Origin of the sequence: Pseudundibacterium arcticum, assembly GCF_042646465.1 — a bacterium.
Classification (GTDB): Bacteria; Pseudomonadota; Gammaproteobacteria; order Burkholderiales; family Burkholderiaceae_D; genus Undibacterium_A; species Undibacterium_A arcticum.
Map to the genome: position 1 here is coordinate 76,572 of NZ_JBHRTP010000032.1, position 16,885 is coordinate 93,456.

Below are 16,885 nucleotides of genomic sequence, written 5' to 3' on the forward strand. Positions count from 1 at the left end.
CAGGCCGGCTAGAGCGCACGGTAACTTCCGCTTACACGTGAAATACTTTGAATACACTTCATTCCGTGGCCCACACGTTAGTCTAAACATACGCCACGCGGCGGGCGACTTGCCGGAGCTTTACATGAACATGACTCAAACCTCGAACCTCGAACCGGCATCATGACGAAGAATAAACGCCTGTCCCAGAGTCATGTCGACAAAGCATTTCTGCAGTGGACCACGGAGACCCTATGAGAAAACTCTTTTTGGCGTCAGCGCTCGCATCTCTTTTCTTGACCGGTTGCGGGGGCGGAGCAGACGGCTATGCCCAAGTGGTAGTCGATACCGGTCCAGTGCCGGTGCCCGTGGCCGTACAGCCGACTTACGAGTATTTGCGTCATCCCACTATTTCCGGCCTGGAGTACTTCAATAGCGTAACCGGCTCTGAATCGCACCTGACCACGGCGGCCGGCGGTTATGTCGGGTACACCGGTGGCGACATTGTGACCTTTTGGTTGGGCGACATAGTGCTGTTCACCATGCCGGGGGACTTGGCCCAGCCATTTTCGTCCTTATATGACGCCAGCCTGTACACGACGTCGACGCTCCATAGCAGCACTGCTGTCGAAAATTTGATGGCTTTTCTCATGACTATTGATGATGACGGCAACTACACCAATGGTATTCAGATAGCGTACCCTGTGCGGGTGGCGGCGCTTGGGTTGAGGGTGAATTTCAATCAGTCCGCTTACGATTTCCGCGCTGACCCAGCCGTGCAGTATGCGGCGGCAGTTTTGTCCGGAAACACACTGTACGGAGCACGGCCCCTTCCGTCGCCGTCGGAGGCGGTCCTGGCATTACAGATTCCTTAGGCCGTGACCGCGTTCCACTAAGCAGAGAACGAGATTATGCCGAGTTTGCAGGAGTTCGATGATGGCGAGGGTTGAATTTGCGGGACTGCAATGGTCGCTGCACTAAGCCGCTTACGCAGTGGCGGCCTCGGCAGCGTTGTCGATTTGATGGCTAAGGCTGACCCAAGCGATTTTTCCTTCTGTGCGATTTGTGGGTGCTCACTCGGCTGATCTAGGCCGATGGCAAGAGCTTGCCTAATCTTGAAACGTGTTTCCTTTCTGCGAAGCTGATGTTGCGCGGCCTGCGCGCGGTGTCCGATTTCGAATATGAATTCCAGATGGCCTGTATGAACCGTTACCTGCTGCCCGATGTCGAAACCATGTTCCTGACGCCATCCGACCAGTACCAGTTCATCTCCGGCACCATCGTGCGCGAGATCGCGGTGCTGGGTGGCGACGTGTCTCCGAGAAGCACACGCGCACGGCTTCTACGTTCGAGTAGGTCAGGACCATGTGGTACACGAGATGGGGGAAATCCACGCCGCCGATCGTCACGCCAAGCGAGTTCATGACGGTGAAGTCGGACTGCGCCATGCGTCCCGGCACATGCTCCTGTTGGAACATCACTTCGCGTTCGTCGCCATGCTGAATCCGCCATCCATGGACGTGCCGCTGCAGCGTTCGTAGCTGGTTTTCCTGATACCGACCGGGATAGGCCTGGCAGAGCAAGGCAAACAAGGTCTTCGTTTGCAGCGCCTTGTCGCGCCGCAACTGATCTTCCACCCAAGGCCAGTCCGCGGCAAACGGGTTCTCCCGCGTCCGGTGCGTACGCGGCACCTTCATCTGGCTTGGCAGCTTGCCGGCTTGCTCGTACTTGCGTACGGTCCGTTCGCTCATCCCGGTGCGCGCTGCCGCCAGCTTCTGGCTCGCGCCCTTACGACGTTCTTCCAATAACAAGTTGATTTCTCCGTCTTTCTTCATGCCGCCCCCTCTGGGCAAGCATGATAGATAAGAGCCGGACCGTTGCCAGCCCAGCTCGTCAACCGGCAAATCTAATTGTCGCCACCGGAATTTCTAATTGTCGCTGGACACGCTGCCTATGGGTTGGGTCGACAGGTGTTCGAGTGTTCGGCCGAAAATGGCGATTCAAACGGGACAAAAAACCGCATTGACGTGACAGTATGGTCATCGGCGCTTCAGTCTCGGTGTGCGGGAAAGCTCGTGCCGGCGCGGCATAGCTTGGAATGAAATTTCCGTGTTGGTTCTACGCTCCACGAACCCAGCTTATTCAGGGGGCAATTACGCTGGTTAAGCCTATCGCATTCGAAAACAGCCACGCATTCGCACTTCAAACCAGCCAGCCAGAACCCTGTATTGGGATAAACCGCTTCGTATGCACTAATTTATTGCAGACAGGAGTAAATATAAAACTTGACAGACTACCTCAGGGCGTGAAGCGGACTTTCAATTCAGACAAGAGCAGACTTCTGCTGTCCTTATGAAATTTGGCACCGAGGGCCGAGGCATTGGTAATACCCGGCACCAAAGGCGACTGGGCAATACTGCTGGCTGTGCATTTTCGGCACTATGGAACATTCTGTTTCCGGCGCAATAGAGCCTGTGGATCGCTGACATAAATGACCTGATCAAGGGCTCGAACTTTCATTGATCGGCTAATCGGGCAATCTATGTGCTATTTTTCGGCACCATAGACCAAGTCGGCTATCATCTTGTCATTATGCAAGAAATAAAAATATTAGGAGGATTATGAAGACTCTTGACCTCACTCGCACGCTATACACGGTCAGTGACTTTGTTAGCTGGCAGAAAAGTAAAACACTTGTCTTAAGCCCTAGTTTTCAGCGACGACCAGTGTGGAATCCCGGCGCCAAATCGTTTCTCATAGACACGATTCTAAGGGGCTTGCCTATACCGATCATCTTCTTGCGCGATCAGAAAACAGATTTAAAGACCTTGCTGGCGAAGCGAGAGGTTATCGATGGTCAGCAGCGCATAAGGACGATACTTTCGTATGTCTGCCCAAAAGATTTGAACGATTATAACGAGGCGAACGACACTTTTAAGATTAAGCGAGTCCATAGCAAGGAACTCGCCGACATGGGATTTAGAGACCTTCCGAACGATTTGCAGCAACGGATATTGGACTATCAGTTTAGCGTCCACGTATTGCCATCAAGTGTTGACGATCGTGAAGTCCTCCAAGTCTTCGCTCGAATGAATTCCACCGGCGTGAAGCTCAATGACCAAGAACTGCGAAATGCCAACTTTTTCGGAGAGTTTAAAACTTTAAGCTACAACGTCTCGACCGAATATCTTGAGCATTGGCGCAAGTGGTCTATTTTTACCGAATATAACATCGCGAGAATGGAAGAAGTCGAGATAACAAGCGAATTCTTCATCATGATGTTGAAGGGTGTCATTGCGAAGACCCAAAATGCTATCGATAATGCCTATGCTGAATACGATGAGAATCTGCCTGAGCGCGATGAATTGGGAAAAAGATTTAGGCATACGATGTCGACAATTGAAACTAGGTTCGGCGATTCAATTAGGTTGACCCCGTTTCACAAAAAGACGCTTTTCTACTCTTTGTTTTCTTCTATCTACCATTTAGCTTATGGGATTGGATCTCCATTAACATCGAAGTCGAAGCCGAAGCCGGTTACGGCGATTCAGAGTAACCACATGCTCAAATGCGCCGACAAAATTGAAAAAAAATCCGCCCCAGAAGCCGTCATCGACGCTACATCATTAAGAACCACTCATCTCACGTCGCGAAAGGCGCTGATCGAATATCTGACCAACTCGAAACTTAAATAACTATGCCAAAGTCAGCTCATGATTTGTTTGCAGCGCTTCAGACGAGGCTGATAAGGTTAGATAAGACGCGGGACAGAGTCGAGAAACTCTATGCTTCGAATAAGATAATCAAGTTTGATGTCGAACAGATTTACTCCGGATTGTATTTGGACGCTTTTGTTTCGCTCGAACGGTATGTGGAAGACCTATTCATCGGCTATTTAACTGGGAAGATAGCCCCTGCGACTCGACTTGTTCAGCCGCACCTCTCTTTCAACACTCATCAATTGGCCATAAACGTTCTACTTTCGGGAAAAAGTTATCTCGATTGGCTTCCTTATTACAACACGAAGAAAAGAGCAGAAATATTCTTTCAAAACGGGCATCCATTCTCTAGCGTTACTAAGCCTCAAGAAAATCTCCTGGAAGAGCTGCATAGAATTCGAAATGCTTTGGCCCATAGAAGCGAACATTCGACTGGAGTGTTCTTGCGGTTAGTAATCGGAGCATTACCGCTCAACCCTTTGGAAAAGAAGCCAGCAAGTTTTTTACGCTCGACGTTCAGGGCAAATCCGCATCAGACGAGATTTGAGAACTATTTGGCTGAGATGCTGATCATTGCGCAACAGCTTAGTCGTGTATAGATGGCCGCGTTTCGGCAAGCTGCGTTCGAAATCGGTGTGGATCACGCCGGCCGCTTGCTGTGCCGGGTCGCCGGCGTGGATAGTCCAGGCGCGCACTTCCTTGACGCCGGCGGTGAAGTAAGTCTGCAGGCCGAGCAACTTGTAGGCGGCGCGGGCCAAGCGGTCCAAGCCCGGCTCTTCCTTCCCCATGTCGGCCAGGAAGGCACCCTTGTCTTCGTCGTCGAGGTCGGCGATCTCGGATTCGATGGCGGCGCAGATCGCTACCATCGGCGCATTCTGCGATGTGGCGTAGGCGGCCAGCTGGTCCAGCAGCGGGTTGTTGGTGAAGCCGGTGTCGGACACGTTGCCGACGTACATCGCCGGCTTGGCGGTGATTAGGCACAGCGGTTTGATCAGCCCGCATAGGGCAATGGAATGGACTCCTCCCCCCACGGCATCGGATGTGCCAGACTGAGATGTCGTCAAACACGTCAATCCACAGAGGAGGAGTCCAAATGAATGTTAAACGAATTGGGATCGATCTGGCAAAGCACGTATTTCAGTTGTATGACGTAGACCGAAGCGAGACGGTGATGGTACGCAAGCAGTTGCGACGGCGCAAATGCATACCTATTTCAAGGATTTAGCACCCAGCCTGATTGGCATGGAAGCTTGCGCCACCTCGCATTATTGGGCGCCCGCTTGTCGGCGACTGTCCGCTCGATATAAGAGTTAGGGGCATTCACTTGAACGGCTGCCTGTCGATCCAACTATTCCAATTGATGTGGCCGTCATCAAAGTCGACAGCCTTAAGGACCACTAAACTTACAAGCTGCGAGAAGTTGAATAGATAGTCAAACAGTCTCAACTCGATCTGTTGGCCGCCCACCAACACTTTCACAACGAACTCGCTGTTGTGGAACAAGGCATTCCGCAGGCGAGTGTAAGTAGAAATGGAGCGATGCAAATCGCCAAGACGGTCCACTTCAACGTCGAACCCATACTGCTGCAGGAGTTTGCATATTGGTACAGCAGCATTGCGCGTCGCACTGTCACCCAGTACAGCTCGTGCGAATGACTCTAGGCCGGAGAACAGGAGAAAGTAGGAAACCTCGACGAACGGCTTGCGCTGACGGAAGGGCTCGACACACTTGAAAAACAACGTCTTGAACCGAGTACTTTCGCAGAACGCTTGGTCTTCGAGTCTTTCTATGGCCTTAGCAATGAACAGCGCGCGCGACGCACGGAAGAAGGTATCTTCTCCGATAACGGCGCCGCCGCCGTTGTTCCTACGATGAGCATGGATCGTGTCTGGAAGCTGAACGAACGGGTCGTCATCGGATTGATCCGAGGGCGAAGTGATGATGACGTCAAGGCGCTCGACAAATGACAGAACCGCTTCTAAGTTAAAGAGGTAGGTATTGGTGACCGAATCCGCGGTTAGGACGGCGGTCAGGTGGTAGACATCAAGATCTCGAGCCCAGCCTTTCGCTTGGGCGTAGTCGTTTGTACGCGGTTTAATGCATAGGCCAGGAAGATCGATCTGGCGTGTAACCTGAAATCCGTAGATGCCGCAGACGACCGACAATTCGACACTCCTAAAGTTTGGGCTAAACGGGCAGTCACCGGCTTGCCCGCGACTGCCCAATTGAATGATGTGTAGTAGTTCCGACTTGATCTGACAGCAAGGCCTTGCCAAAGGGTGGAGTTACCCGGTTTGATAGAGGTGCGAATCTTTATTAAACCAGCGCGAAAGCGCCAAGGAGTAACCCCATGAGTAGTGTTCCTCAGAACGTCATCAAACACAAGGTCGGTTTGCTAAATCTGGCAACTGAACTCGGCAATGTATCCCGCGCCTGCAAGGTGATGGGATTTTCTCGCGACACGTTTTATCGGTATCAATCGGCGATGGAAGCTGGCGGTATTGACGCGCTGATCGACGCCAATCGCAAGAAGCCCAATACCAAGAATCAGGTTGAAGAAGCGACGGAGAGCGCGGGCGTTGCCTTTGCCCTGGAGCAGCCAGCCTTTGGGCAGGTACGCGTGTCCAATGAGCTGCGCAAGCGCGCCATCTTCATTTCTCCTTCTGGTGTCCGGTCAGTCTGGCTGCGCCGTGATCTTGAGTCGTTCAAGAAACGCCTTTTGGCATTTAATAGCGGCGCACCAAAATTAGCTTGACTGCTGAGCAGCGTTACCTGCGGAGATATCCCTGCGGTTTATTTGAAAACGAAGTTTTTGCACCATTTCAAGATATCTCCGTGCATCATTTCTATTTTTCTCATAGTGAAAATATTTCTGGTCGGCAGATTTTAAGGAGTTTTCGAGGAGGAGTTCTGCCTGTTTTAAATACTCTTTTGAGTCCTTTGAATAAGGGGCGCGTCTTGCTTGATGGTAGCGTGCCATCCCTTGTCTGAGATAACACAGTGTTCCTGGCTTTCCATTTATTTTTGCAACATTAATTGCTTTGTCGCCAGCGTTCAGATCATTAAGTTCGTAGTGAATCAAGGCGAGTGTAAGAGATGCGTCAGAGTTCTTTGGATCCAGCTCCACAGCTTTCTCTGCAATGGGCTTTGCATCTAGGGGACGTTTCGCATGGTGGAGCAAAAACAATGCATACCTGTCTTTCAGAGCCGCATTTAGTGGCTCATCTAAAAGCGCCAATTCGAAGTTTTCCTTTGCCGAGGACAGGTCACCTTTGAACGTCGCAATTTTTGCAGCCTTAGCGAACTGGCTTCGGAAGCCGTCGGCTACGCGATCTAGTTTGTATTCTCTCTCAACCTGTTGCCGTCCAAATGCCTTGTTATCGACCTTGGCTGCAATGTTTTTAAGTTTATCCACCTCAGCGGACGAAAACTTCCTTAACTTCTGCCTGAAAAATTCTTTCGCTAGATCCACAATTTCCAGATCGTAACTCGCACCGAAATCCGTGAGTGTTGCGAAATACGTTTCGTCCAAGCTAGACTGGAACTCTATATGCTGGATTCCAACTTCTTGACAAACATCCCCAACGCAATTTCCATCGACAGGATTTACTACATTGACAAGCACCAGAAAAACCTCTCGAGCTAGCTCATTCATTCGGAGCCATGCGTCTTCATACAAAAATTCCAATAGTTCGTCGTTCGTTTTCCTGAGGATCTGATCAAGTCCTTCCTGGAGGCTTGAAGAAGATCTAGCTACATATTTCACAAGTGTGTCGATGAGCAAAGGCTTGTTAGAAAGCTTCTTACAAACGTTCCTCAGACGTGCCTCTCCTGCCTGGACAACGGCTTTCGCAGCGTACTCTTCACCCAATCTTGACATGAGAGCAGCCGCTTCATCGTCAGGCAACGAACTAATAAGCAAAGGAGTAGCGGGGAGAAATTCTCGTCGGCGCGACGTGACAATCACCCGACCAATTTTCTTGCCAACCTTCCCTAGGAATTCCGATAGTTCCTCAACTTCCTTCACCGATGTTGCGAGAGTTTCCGTATTGTCAAGAATAAGAAGAATATCGTCGCGCTTCAAACCTTGCTCGGCGAACTCGCCCGCGATTTTATCTATAAGCGGCGTGCCTTGAATTTGGTACCAGTCCTTCCCTAATACTGGGTAAAGGAAGTGAAGGAGTTCCCGCACGCTGTCCTCCATCGCGTCCGATATTCCCTTGAAGTGGATCAGACCATTGTCAGTCCATTTAGTCTTCTTCGCAGTGTAGTAGCTAATGAGGGTCGGCAGATGTTTTGGTCGTTCTATGTCACCCTCTAAAAGTTTATTGAAAAACTCAAGTGTAAGAGTTGTCTTTCCGAACCCCCCGTCTCCGTAGATGAGACAAAAGCGAGAGTCCTCAATTTCATCCATCCATTCTTGCAGCTTTCCTAGCTCCTTAGATCGCCCAACAAAAGTGTTAGTCTGCCTGATGGGTATATTGTTAAAAATGGATGTTGCCGGTAAATAATAGGGAATCTCACTCAACCGCAATTTTTCAGTTGGCTTGTCAGAGGGAGTAAATATACTGTTATCTCCAAGGTCCACGGTTAATTCCACGGCCTCGATCCAAGAGAGAGATTGGGCGTGCATTTTCCAAACACCCTTTCGAGTCGTCACTTTGCTGATAACGACCGCGCGATCTTTTTGCACCAACGGCGTATTAATAGTCATGGTGTCGCTACCAATATCAGTGTGCAAAGTCTGATCAGGGTTGCGCTTGGGCAAGGCCGTCGCAAACACTTGAAGACATCTGGTTGCGATCATCTCGAGCCTCTGACTCCAGATGAGTACATCGTTTTTGTCCAAAACGCCATGCGCAGGCCTCTTGTTCCGAAACGCCACCCAAGACAATAGGTCCTGCGCAAGCGTTTGGTCGTTTGGGCTGCTCTTTTCAAACCATCCAATCATGTATGTTTTAGAAACATGGCTTCGAATAATTGGAACAAGGACATCCAAGGCTTCTACTGGCAACCCGTCTGAGGGCAGGGAAAATCTGCCTAGAAGGTGCGGGACGTTGGTGTCATCCTGAGTTGAGGGCGTCATGCCCTTTACTATTTCGAATGAGCAGATTGCTGCTGCTTGCAGAATTGATCGCAATATTGACGTGAAATATTGAAACTTCTCAGCATTCGAACCTAACTTGTTGGCAAAATCAATTTCTACTGCATATATGTTTTTCATTTGAAATGGCGGATTTTTTTTAGGTTGAACGTGAGCTAGTTGTCACGCTGGCAACCTGATCTTAGCAGTGTTTTACATGACCTGAAATAGCTGATAACAAAGGCTAGAGTCAATAGCTTTAATCCTTAAACGACATCCTGAAAATGAGAAGAGCATCTTAAAATATGAATGGCTGCAAATGGCCGGTTTTCGCCCGATAGCTAGTAGGCGCTTCGCGCCCCTCGCGGACCCACGCGGTTCCCAAATTGAGATATCTGGTTTGTGGCCTTGGCTTGTCATGACAGGTGATTGGGGGTTATGTCGGAAGTACTGGCCGGCTGCCTTCGCTTCTGAATCTCTGCCGGCGCGAAAAAAAGAAATCACGTCCGGTACGTTATTTGGCCTAAATTTTCAGCAACCTTCCGTAATGCCATTTGTGATCGTTCCCTTTGCCGGATAGTGATTCGAAATCCAAGTGGTAATGAGCGATCCCTTGTCCGCTGGCGCAATTTCAATAATTGCGGCAAATCCAACTTCAGACCTAGCGCGCACCTCCAGCACATTCGGACGAGGCGCTTCTGGCGTGAGTGATGCGGTCAAGAATGCAAGGCGTTCGTCTATGTTTTTTATGACGCATTTTGCGGCATGAGCCCCCTCCAGATTACTTACGTACACCCTCGGTGTGGTGTTCTTCGTATCGGAGAAGGATGATTGCGTCCCTGGGATGATCGCACAGCCAGCCACGGCAACAACAAAGACAACAAAGGCAACAAAACATATTCCATTTTTCACTTTCACATCCTTTCGCTATTTTGACGCGAGGATACGCTAAAAAGCCATGGATTGGATCGCCGTGGCAACGTGGTGCGATCGTCCGGTTTTGGCCCAACACCAGCCATTTAGCCCATTTTGATGTTGACCGGATTGGATACACGCTACGACAGCGAAATAACCGGCTTCAATGCGAACGGGTGGCTGGTTTGAGATGCATTAAGAAACAAAAAAGCCCAGTAGATACTGGGCTTTAAGGCTGTTTCTTCAAATTTTTAAAACATCAATAACTCGACTGATGCAAATGGTTCGACTTACACGTTAAACAAGAAATTCAACACATCGCCATCCTTGACGATGTACTCCTTGCCCTCGGCGCGCATCTTGCCAGCTTCCTTCGCGCCCGCTTCGCCCTTGTACGTGATGAAATCGTTGTAGGCGATGGTCTGGGCGCGGATGAAGCCGCGTTCGAAATCGGTGTGGATCACGCCGGCCGCTTGCGGTGCCGAGTCGCCGGCGTGGATGGTCCAGGCGCGCACTTCCTTGACGCCGGCCGTGAAATAGGTCTGCAGGCCGAGCAGATTGTAGGCGGCGCGGGCCAGACGGTCCAGGCCCGGCTCTTCCATCCCCATGTCGGCCAGGAAGGCGCCCTTGTCCTCGTCGTCGAGGTCGGCGATCTCTGATTCGATGGCAGCGCAAATCGCTACCATTGGCGCATTCTGCGCTGTGGCGTAGGCGGCGAGCTGGTCCAGCAGCGGGTTATTGGTGAAACCGGTGTCGGACACGTTGCCGACGTACATCGCCGGCTTGGCCGTGATCAGGCACAGCGGCTTGATCAGCGCCATTTCTTCCGCGTCCAGCCCCAGTGCGCGTACCGGCTTGGCCTCGTTCAGGTCCGGCATGATGCGTTCCAGCAGGGCGACCAGCTTGGCCGCATCCTTGTCGCCGGAACGGGCTTTCTTGTGCTCGCGATGAATCGCTTTCTCGACCGTTGCCATGTCGGCCAGCGCCAGTTCGGTCTGGATCACTTCGATATCGTCGAGCGGGTTGATCCGGCCGGCGACGTGGATCACGTTGTCGTCCTCGAAGCAGCGCACCACGTTGACGATCGCGTCGGTTTCGCGGATGTGGGCCAGGAACTGGTTGCCCAAGCCTTCGCCTTTGGACGCGCCTGCCACCAGGCCGGCGATGTCGACGAATTCGACTACCGCCGGCAGGACGCGCTCTGGCTTGACGATCTCGGCCAGCACCTTCAGGCGCGGATCGGGCACCTCCACCACACCGACGTTCGGTTCGATGGTGCAGAACGGGTAGTTCTCAGCAGGGATGCCGGCCTTGGTCAGCGCGTTAAATAGGGTGGATTTGCCGACGTTGGGCAGGCCGACGATGCCGCATTGGAGACTCATGGTGTGTGCTTTGCAATAAATTGAGATAACCCGCTATTTTACCGGATGCGGCGCTGCGCTCGGGTTTATTGAGGCGGCGCGCGGACATGGGCGTCCGTATCAGCCTGGTGAGCTTGTGGGATCGCGGGAGGGTGGGTGCTGCCTACGGTCGTCGCAGGCGAGTTGCAAGGCAGCCGCCCGCGACGCAGTAAGCGGTCGTGCCGGTGCTAGACCTTACTGCCGGCGGCAGATTTCACCGTCAAATCCATGCTGCTGACGAGCCGTAGCATGCCATCGCGGGTGGCCGGTTCCGCATTCTGCAGCAGCCACGGAAACAACACGTCGGGCGGGGTGAGCTCGGTGCCAAAGAATCCGGCCCATGCATTGCGGCCGCCATCCTTGGCCAGATACAGGGCCTTGTCGGCCAGTTCCACCACCTCGGCCCAAGTCAGCAGGCGCGGATGGGCGGGCAGGAACGGCAGGCAGGCGAATCCGATCGAGCAGGTTTTCGCCAGCCGCAAGCCGTCCGCCAATTCGAAGACCCGGTCGGCGACGACGGCGCGCACCCGTTCCGACACTGCTTCCGCGTCGGCGCGATTGGCGGCGCGCGCGACCACCAGGAATTCCTCGCCGCCCCAGCGGATCAGGTAATCGGACTCGCGAAACACGGTTTCCAGGCGTTCGCGCATCTGCTCCAGCACCTGGTCGCCGGCGGCGTGGCCGTAGGTATCGTTGACCGACTTGAAATCATCGAGGTCGATCAGGATAAAGATCAGGTCGGCGTCTTCCGGCAACGGCTGCTCGGGATGCTTTTGCCATTCATCGTAGCGCCGCAAGTTCATCGCCACATCCGTTTCCACGTGCTGCAGCAGGAAACGGCGGTTACGCAGGCCCGTCAACGAGTCGGTCAGGCTCATTTCTTCGACCCGGGCCCGGGTCTCGTGCAAGGTCTTCAAGGTTGCCGTCAGCTGCCGGTAGGTGGCCGCGTTGTCGAGTGCAATGGCGCCGAAAGCGCACAGCGTGCGCAGAATCAGTTGCTCGCGCTCGCCGTATACCTGCGGCTGCGGCGACTGGATCGACATGGCGCCGAGAATGCGGTCGCCGATCAGCAAGGGCGTGAACAGCGCGCTCAGGATCGGCAGCGTGCCCGGAATCCGGTTCGGATTGTCGTCGTCGGGCGTCAGGTCGACCAGGATTTCGCGGCGTTCCCGCACGCAGCGCGCCGAATTGGAGGTCGGGCTGGACAGCGCCACATGAAAGGCGGGCAGCGCTTTCCCGTTTTCGACGCCGAATACCGCATTCAACCCTTGAGCGTCGGCGTCGAGCAGGTAGATGATCAACGAGCTCACGTCGAGCAGGCCGTGCACGTGCCGGTCGAGCGCCTTAAACACCGCTTTGGCGTCCAGATGGGTCGTGATTTCCTGCCCAATCGCGCTCAGGCGCTCCAGCGTCGAGCCGGTTTGTTGCAGGGTTTCGGCCCGTTTTGCCTCCGAGCTGGCAAGCTGACGATGGTGCTCCGCATCGGCCCGCGCGCGCTCCGTGGCTTGCTGTACCTGCATCGCGATGGCGCGATTGGTTGCCGCCAGACTGCGCGTGCTTTCGCGCACGGCGTTGGCGCGCAAAGCGCTGTCATACGCTTCGGCGTAGTCGCCAAGGCTCGCATGTTCGCGCGCCAGCGCATCGAACAGCTCGCCCGGCACCGTGTAGTCGTCGATGGTTGCCGCCACCGCCAGCGCCTGCTGCAAATAGTGCAGCGGCGCGCCGTTTGCGGCGACGCCGTCGGGCGTCGGCAGGCTGTGCCGCGCATGAATGTCGGCCAGCACGCGCAAGGTACGAACTTGGGGCGCCGCATCGTTCGCGCGCTGGGCCAGTGCCAGCGCGGCGTGTGCTGCTTGCAACGACTCTTGCGGTCGGCCCAGATGCGACAGCGCGTGGGCCTGACCGCGGCGTGACTCGATCTGGAAATCGACCTGGTTCAGCGACTCCGCGCGCTGTTCCAGTTGGCGAAAGCTGTCCAGTGCTAGCGTGTGGTGGCCGCGATCGAGCGCGAGATCGGCCGAATATTGCAGCGCGATTGCATAGGTGCGTGAACTGGCCAGGGGCGCCAGCGTATCTAGCGCCTCGACCATCAGTTCCTGCGCGGCGTCAAGCCGACCCAGAGAACGCAGCGCTTCGGTGGTCTGAATCAGGCATACGCCGATGCTGAGCGGCCAGCCGCAGGGGCGAGCCAGCTCCAGCGAGCGTTGCATCCATTCCAGCGCCGCTTCATGGTCGTTCAGGCTGGTGAAGCAACTGCCGACATTGGTGCCGGCATTGATCGCGCGCCGCACCTGCCCGGTTGCCAGCGCGGTGTCACGCGTGCGTAAAAAGTGCGCCGCAGCGGTGCCGAAGTCGCTCGATTGCGCTGCCACCAGCCCCAGGAAATCGTGGACCCAGGGTGCGACAGCCGGATGCAGATCCGCCAACTCGGCTTCGAAGCGCCTGCCCCAGCGCTGCTGGGCGCCGACCTGATCGCGATAGGCGGTCCAGATCGCGGACGCGGCTTCGGCGATCCGGGCGCGCATGTCGTCGCCGGCGCGGCGCGCCTGGCTCGCCGCCGCCTCCAGTTCGGCGTCGCGCCGCGCGTGGTCGCCGCGATCGGCCGCAATCAGCGCCTGCAGCCAGTGGGCATCGGCGATGCCGGCAGCATCGTCCAGCGCGGAGAACGTCCGCAGCGCCGGATCGGCCATCTCTTGCGCCGCATCCAGCTTGGCCCACATCCATTCGGCCTCACTGCGTACCAGACGCAGGCGTGCCGCAATGCGTTGCCGATCAGGTTCGCGCTGGCAAGTGGCGAGCAATGCCTCGGCTTCGTCGGCTAGCGCCAGTGCGCGCCCGGTGTCGCGCTGCCGCAAATGCCATGCCAGCGGCTCCAGCACGGCGAGCCGGGGCAGGCCGCGCAACGGCGACAGCGCAAATTCCAAGCGAGTGACCTCGTCATCGAGCGCGAACATGTCCATGGATTGAATTCCTGTGTGGCTTTTCGGCAATATTTGTCGAATGCTACCGTAAATCGGCCGGCGGTTTGCGAAAACCTTGGCTGGATGATAATTATCACTGTTGCAAGGGTGGGTCCGCCGCGTCCGCCTGTCGTCATGAAGGCGTGGGTGATCGGGTCATAGCGGCAGTACCTGGTCCAAGTCTGGGCGCAACGCAAATTCGGCCAGCGCATCGCGCAGCCGCTCGCCCTCGGCGACCGCTTGCTGCCAGTGGCGGATACGGGCCTCGTGATCTTGGCCGTGGTACGTAAAGTCCTTGCGGTCCGGCAGCTTGTGGCGCACCAGGCTGTGCACGAAGCCAGGCGACGGCGATACCAGGATCACGTTGTCGAGCCAGCCGCGCTGCAGTCGGTCGCGATCGCCGCGGCCGGCGCGACGCCACGGTAACCACTTGTCGAGCCAGCCCGGGATGACGCGGTCGGTAAAGTGCGGATACAGCACCAGGCCGCCATCGGGCTGGTCCGCGATGCGTGAATACGGCAACGCCAGGTGGTAATCGATCAGACCGCCATCCCAGTAGGTGCCGGCCGGTGCGTGTGGAATCTGGCGCACCGGTTCCATCATCAGCGGCAGGGAGCTCGATGCCAACAGCGCGGCGCCGACGTTGTCCGGCGTGAGCGGCACGAAGCGGGTCTCGAACGCATCGAATTGTTGCCTGAGCCAGTCTGCCGGATCGCGCGGATCGCCGATCACGATGCGTTCCAGATGGCCGGCCAGCCGCGCGCGTGACGCCAGGTTGGCGAGACCGGCAGCGGCGAATCCGGTACCCGTGCCCAGCCAGCCTCGCGGCGCAGCCAGCAGCTGGCGGCCGCGCACTGCCAACAACTGGAGGCGGTAATAAGGATGGCTGCACAGCTCTGCCTCGTGGCCGCCGATGAAGTCGGCGAGCAATTGGGCGGCCACCTGCGACACCTGGGCCGACGAAGGCCTGAGCGGATAGCACTGGCCGCAATACAGATCGCCGAGGCGCTGGAAGGCCGCAACCGGATCGGCGTGGCACGCTGCTGCCATGCGCCAGGCGCCGATCGATGCGCCAATCAGCATCCGTTCGCGCGGCGCCGATGGCAGCCAGTGGCCGAACAGCCATTGATCGAGCGCCTGCAGGATCAGGCCTTTCGGGCCGCCTGCCGCACCCGGGATCAGCGCGATATCCTGCGCGCGCAGCCCATGCTGCCGCAGATGGGCCAGCGCCCGCGGGCCGGCCTGGATCGTCAGGGCGGACGCGGTGCGCGCGGATTGGCTCACTTGTTGGTGTGCAGCTGCATGGTGGCGGCGTCGAACTTGCCTTCGCACAGCAGCGGAATCACGGTCAGGCTTTTTTCCAGCGCCGCATCGATCAGCGCCTGCTCTTCCTTGCGTGGTCGGTGCAGCACGAAATCGGCCACCGCCTGCTGGGAATTGATATTGCGCGGATGACCGATGCCGATCCGCATGCGCCAGTAGTCCTGGGTGCCGAGCGCGGCGGTGATGTCCTTCAGGCCGTTGTGACCACCCGACGAGCCGCCCTTCTTGATCTTGCTGATGCCCGGTTCGAGGTCGAGTTCGTCATGCACCACCAGCACCTCATCCGGCGCTATCTTGTAAAACCGTGCCAACGCACCGACCGATTGTCCGGACCGGTTCATGTAGGTTTGCGGCTGCAGCAGCCAGACTTCGCCGCCTGCGATCTGTCCTTTCGCGGCCAGCGCGTGGAAGCGCGTTTCGCGCTGCAGCCGGCAGCCGGGCAAGGTGTTGACGAGGTTGTCGACCAACCAGAAGCCGGCGTTGTGGCGGGTTTGTTCGTATTCCGGCCCGGGATTGCCGAGACCGACGATGAGGCGTATGGGCATGGTGCGCAATGAAAGCAGTACGGAAAACGTCGATTATCACGGACTGAGGGCAGGTCGTCCAATCCGTCTGGATTCGATCTGCAGTATGGGCTGCAATTCGGGCTGTAATTCGGGTTGTAATTTAGTCCGTGCGTCGGTCTGTGACTGGAAACCCATGCAGAAAACAAAAAGCCCGCCCTTCGCGAGGAGGGGCGGGCTTTTCGATGCCGGCCGATGGCCGGATCCTGCGATTACTCGGCGCTTACTTCTTCTCAACCGGTGCTGCGGCTACTGCAGCTGCAGTTGCTGCCTCGGCTTCGGTCGCGACGTGGCCAGCCGGTACCGATGCGGTAGCGACGGTCGGGTTTTCGCCAGGCGTGACGGCGGTAACACCGTTCGGCAATACCAGATCCGACAGATGGATCGAGTTGCCGACTTCGAGATTGGCCAGGTCGACCGACACGAACTCAGGCAGATCGGCTGGCAGGCAGCTGATGTCCAGTTCCGACATCACGTGGCTGATGATGCCGGCGGACAGTTTCACGGCCGGCGAGATTTCTGCATTGATGAAGTGCAGCGGCACCTTGACGTGGATCTTCTGGTTCGCATCGACGCGCTGGAAGTCAGCGTGCAACACCAGTTGCTTGAATGCGTGAACCTGGAAGTCGCGCAGCAGGACTTTTTCAGCCTTGCCATCGACTTCCATGTCGAGGATCGACGAGTGGAATGCTTCTTTCTTCAGCGCGTGGTACAGCGCATTGTGATCAAGCGAGATATTGACCGGTGCGCTGGTGCCGCCGTAGATGATGCCCGGGGTTTGGCCAGCCTTGCGCAGGCGGCGGCTCGCTCCGGTCCCCTGCTGAGTGCGTGCAAATGCGATAACTTTCATTTAAAACTCCAAAAAATGCAAGACGATGTCTTGCGGTGAAAATCCCCCGCGACCAGGGGATTTCAGAAAATGGGCACAGTGTAAGTGCAATG

General features: G+C 55.8%; 10 protein-coding genes and 4 pseudogenes. 5 read left to right on the forward strand and 9 right to left on the reverse strand.

The window, feature by feature from the left end:
* The first annotated feature begins 233 nt into the window (after positions 1 to 233).
* The 3 genes and pseudogenes from ACFOFO_RS11235 to ACFOFO_RS11245 all read left to right on the forward strand — a co-directional run bounded on the left by ACFOFO_RS11235 (position 234) and on the right by ACFOFO_RS11245 (position 3,674).
* Complete coding sequence (locus tag ACFOFO_RS11235) at positions 234 to 854, forward strand: hypothetical protein (RefSeq protein ID WP_390331550.1); 621 nt, start codon at positions 234 to 236, stop codon at positions 852 to 854.
* A 269-nt stretch (positions 855 to 1,123) separates the two neighbouring features.
* A pseudogene (locus ACFOFO_RS11240) lies at positions 1,124 to 1,405 on the forward strand (hypothetical protein); the annotation flags it as partial.
* A 1,195-nt stretch (positions 1,406 to 2,600) separates the two neighbouring features.
* Positions 2,601 to 3,674 carry a DUF262 domain-containing protein gene (locus tag ACFOFO_RS11245; protein WP_390322185.1) on the forward strand — a complete coding sequence of 358 codons (1,074 nt, stop codon included), beginning with the start codon at positions 2,601 to 2,603 and terminating at the stop codon, positions 3,672 to 3,674.
* A gap of 644 nt (positions 3,675 to 4,318) precedes the next feature.
* Here ACFOFO_RS11245 and ACFOFO_RS11250 read toward each other — a convergent pair.
* Positions 4,319 to 4,696, reverse strand: a pseudogene (locus tag ACFOFO_RS11250) (DUF933 domain-containing protein); the annotation flags it as partial.
* A gap of 95 nt (positions 4,697 to 4,791) precedes the next feature.
* On the opposite strand from ACFOFO_RS11250, the pseudogene ACFOFO_RS26585 reads away from it, so the two are divergent.
* A pseudogene (locus tag ACFOFO_RS26585) lies at positions 4,792 to 4,991 on the forward strand (IS110 family transposase); the annotation flags it as partial.
* A 27-nt stretch (positions 4,992 to 5,018) separates the two neighbouring features.
* Here the strand turns inward: ACFOFO_RS26585 and ACFOFO_RS11255 are convergent.
* On the reverse strand, positions 5,019 to 5,864 hold the full coding sequence (locus tag ACFOFO_RS11255; RefSeq protein ID WP_390322186.1) for a hypothetical protein: 846 nt from the start codon (positions 5,862 to 5,864) through the stop codon (positions 5,019 to 5,021).
* 185 nt (positions 5,865 to 6,049) lie between these two features.
* Between ACFOFO_RS11255 and ACFOFO_RS11260 the strand changes: the two are divergent.
* Positions 6,050 to 6,424: pseudogene (locus ACFOFO_RS11260) on the forward strand (helix-turn-helix domain-containing protein); the annotation flags it as partial.
* Between the two features lie 21 nt (positions 6,425 to 6,445).
* Here ACFOFO_RS11260 and ACFOFO_RS11265 read toward each other — a convergent pair.
* From ACFOFO_RS11265 to ACFOFO_RS11295, 7 genes are all read right to left on the reverse strand, one after another.
* The gene (locus ACFOFO_RS11265) at positions 6,446 to 8,923 is read right to left on the reverse strand and encodes a hypothetical protein (protein WP_390331551.1); all 2,478 of its coding nucleotides are present in this window, start codon (positions 8,921 to 8,923) and stop codon (positions 6,446 to 6,448) included.
* 390 nt (positions 8,924 to 9,313) lie between these two features.
* Entirely contained in the window at positions 9,314 to 9,694 is a 381-nt protein-coding gene (locus ACFOFO_RS11270) for a hypothetical protein (protein WP_390331552.1), read from the reverse strand.
* Positions 9,695 to 9,987: 293 nt separating this feature from the next.
* Positions 9,988 to 11,079 (reverse strand): redox-regulated ATPase YchF, encoded by a 1,092-nt coding sequence (ychF, locus tag ACFOFO_RS11275; protein ID WP_390322190.1) that lies wholly within the window; start codon positions 11,077 to 11,079, stop codon positions 9,988 to 9,990.
* A gap of 206 nt (positions 11,080 to 11,285) precedes the next feature.
* Positions 11,286 to 14,057 carry a diguanylate cyclase gene (locus ACFOFO_RS11280; protein ID WP_390331553.1) on the reverse strand — a complete coding sequence of 924 codons (2,772 nt, stop codon included), beginning with the start codon at positions 14,055 to 14,057 and terminating at the stop codon, positions 11,286 to 11,288.
* Between the two features lie 156 nt (positions 14,058 to 14,213).
* Complete coding sequence (locus ACFOFO_RS11285; protein WP_390322194.1) at positions 14,214 to 15,341, reverse strand: patatin-like phospholipase family protein; 1,128 nt, start codon at positions 15,339 to 15,341, stop codon at positions 14,214 to 14,216.
* On the reverse strand, positions 15,338 to 15,925 hold the full coding sequence (gene pth / locus ACFOFO_RS11290) for an aminoacyl-tRNA hydrolase (protein WP_390322195.1): 588 nt from the start codon (positions 15,923 to 15,925) through the stop codon (positions 15,338 to 15,340). Before pth ends, ACFOFO_RS11285 begins: the two co-directional genes overlap by 4 nt.
* Positions 15,926 to 16,166: 241 nt before the next feature.
* Positions 16,167 to 16,793: a 50S ribosomal protein L25/general stress protein Ctc gene (locus ACFOFO_RS11295; protein WP_390331554.1), complete on the reverse strand. Its 627-nt coding sequence runs from the start codon at positions 16,791 to 16,793 to the stop codon at positions 16,167 to 16,169.
* Positions 16,794 to 16,885 lie beyond the last annotated feature (92 nt).

Coding starts and splice junctions, on each gene's coding strand:
- ACFOFO_RS11265 (WP_390331551.1), bottom strand. CDS start 8,923: ATGAAAAACATATATGCAGTAGAAATTGATTTTGCCAACAAGTTAGGT.
- pth (WP_390322195.1), bottom strand. CDS start 15,925: ATGCCCATACGCCTCATCGTCGGTCTCGGCAATCCCGGGCCGGAATAC.
- ACFOFO_RS11280 (WP_390331553.1), bottom strand. CDS start 14,057: ATGGACATGTTCGCGCTCGATGACGAGGTCACTCGCTTGGAATTTGCG.
- ACFOFO_RS11245 (WP_390322185.1), top strand. CDS start 2,601: ATGAAGACTCTTGACCTCACTCGCACGCTATACACGGTCAGTGACTTT.
- ACFOFO_RS11295 (WP_390331554.1), bottom strand. CDS start 16,793: ATGAAAGTTATCGCATTTGCACGCACTCAGCAGGGGACCGGAGCGAGC.
- ychF (WP_390322190.1), bottom strand. CDS start 11,079: ATGAGTCTCCAATGCGGCATCGTCGGCCTGCCCAACGTCGGCAAATCC.
- ACFOFO_RS11235 (WP_390331550.1), top strand. CDS start 234: ATGAGAAAACTCTTTTTGGCGTCAGCGCTCGCATCTCTTTTCTTGACC.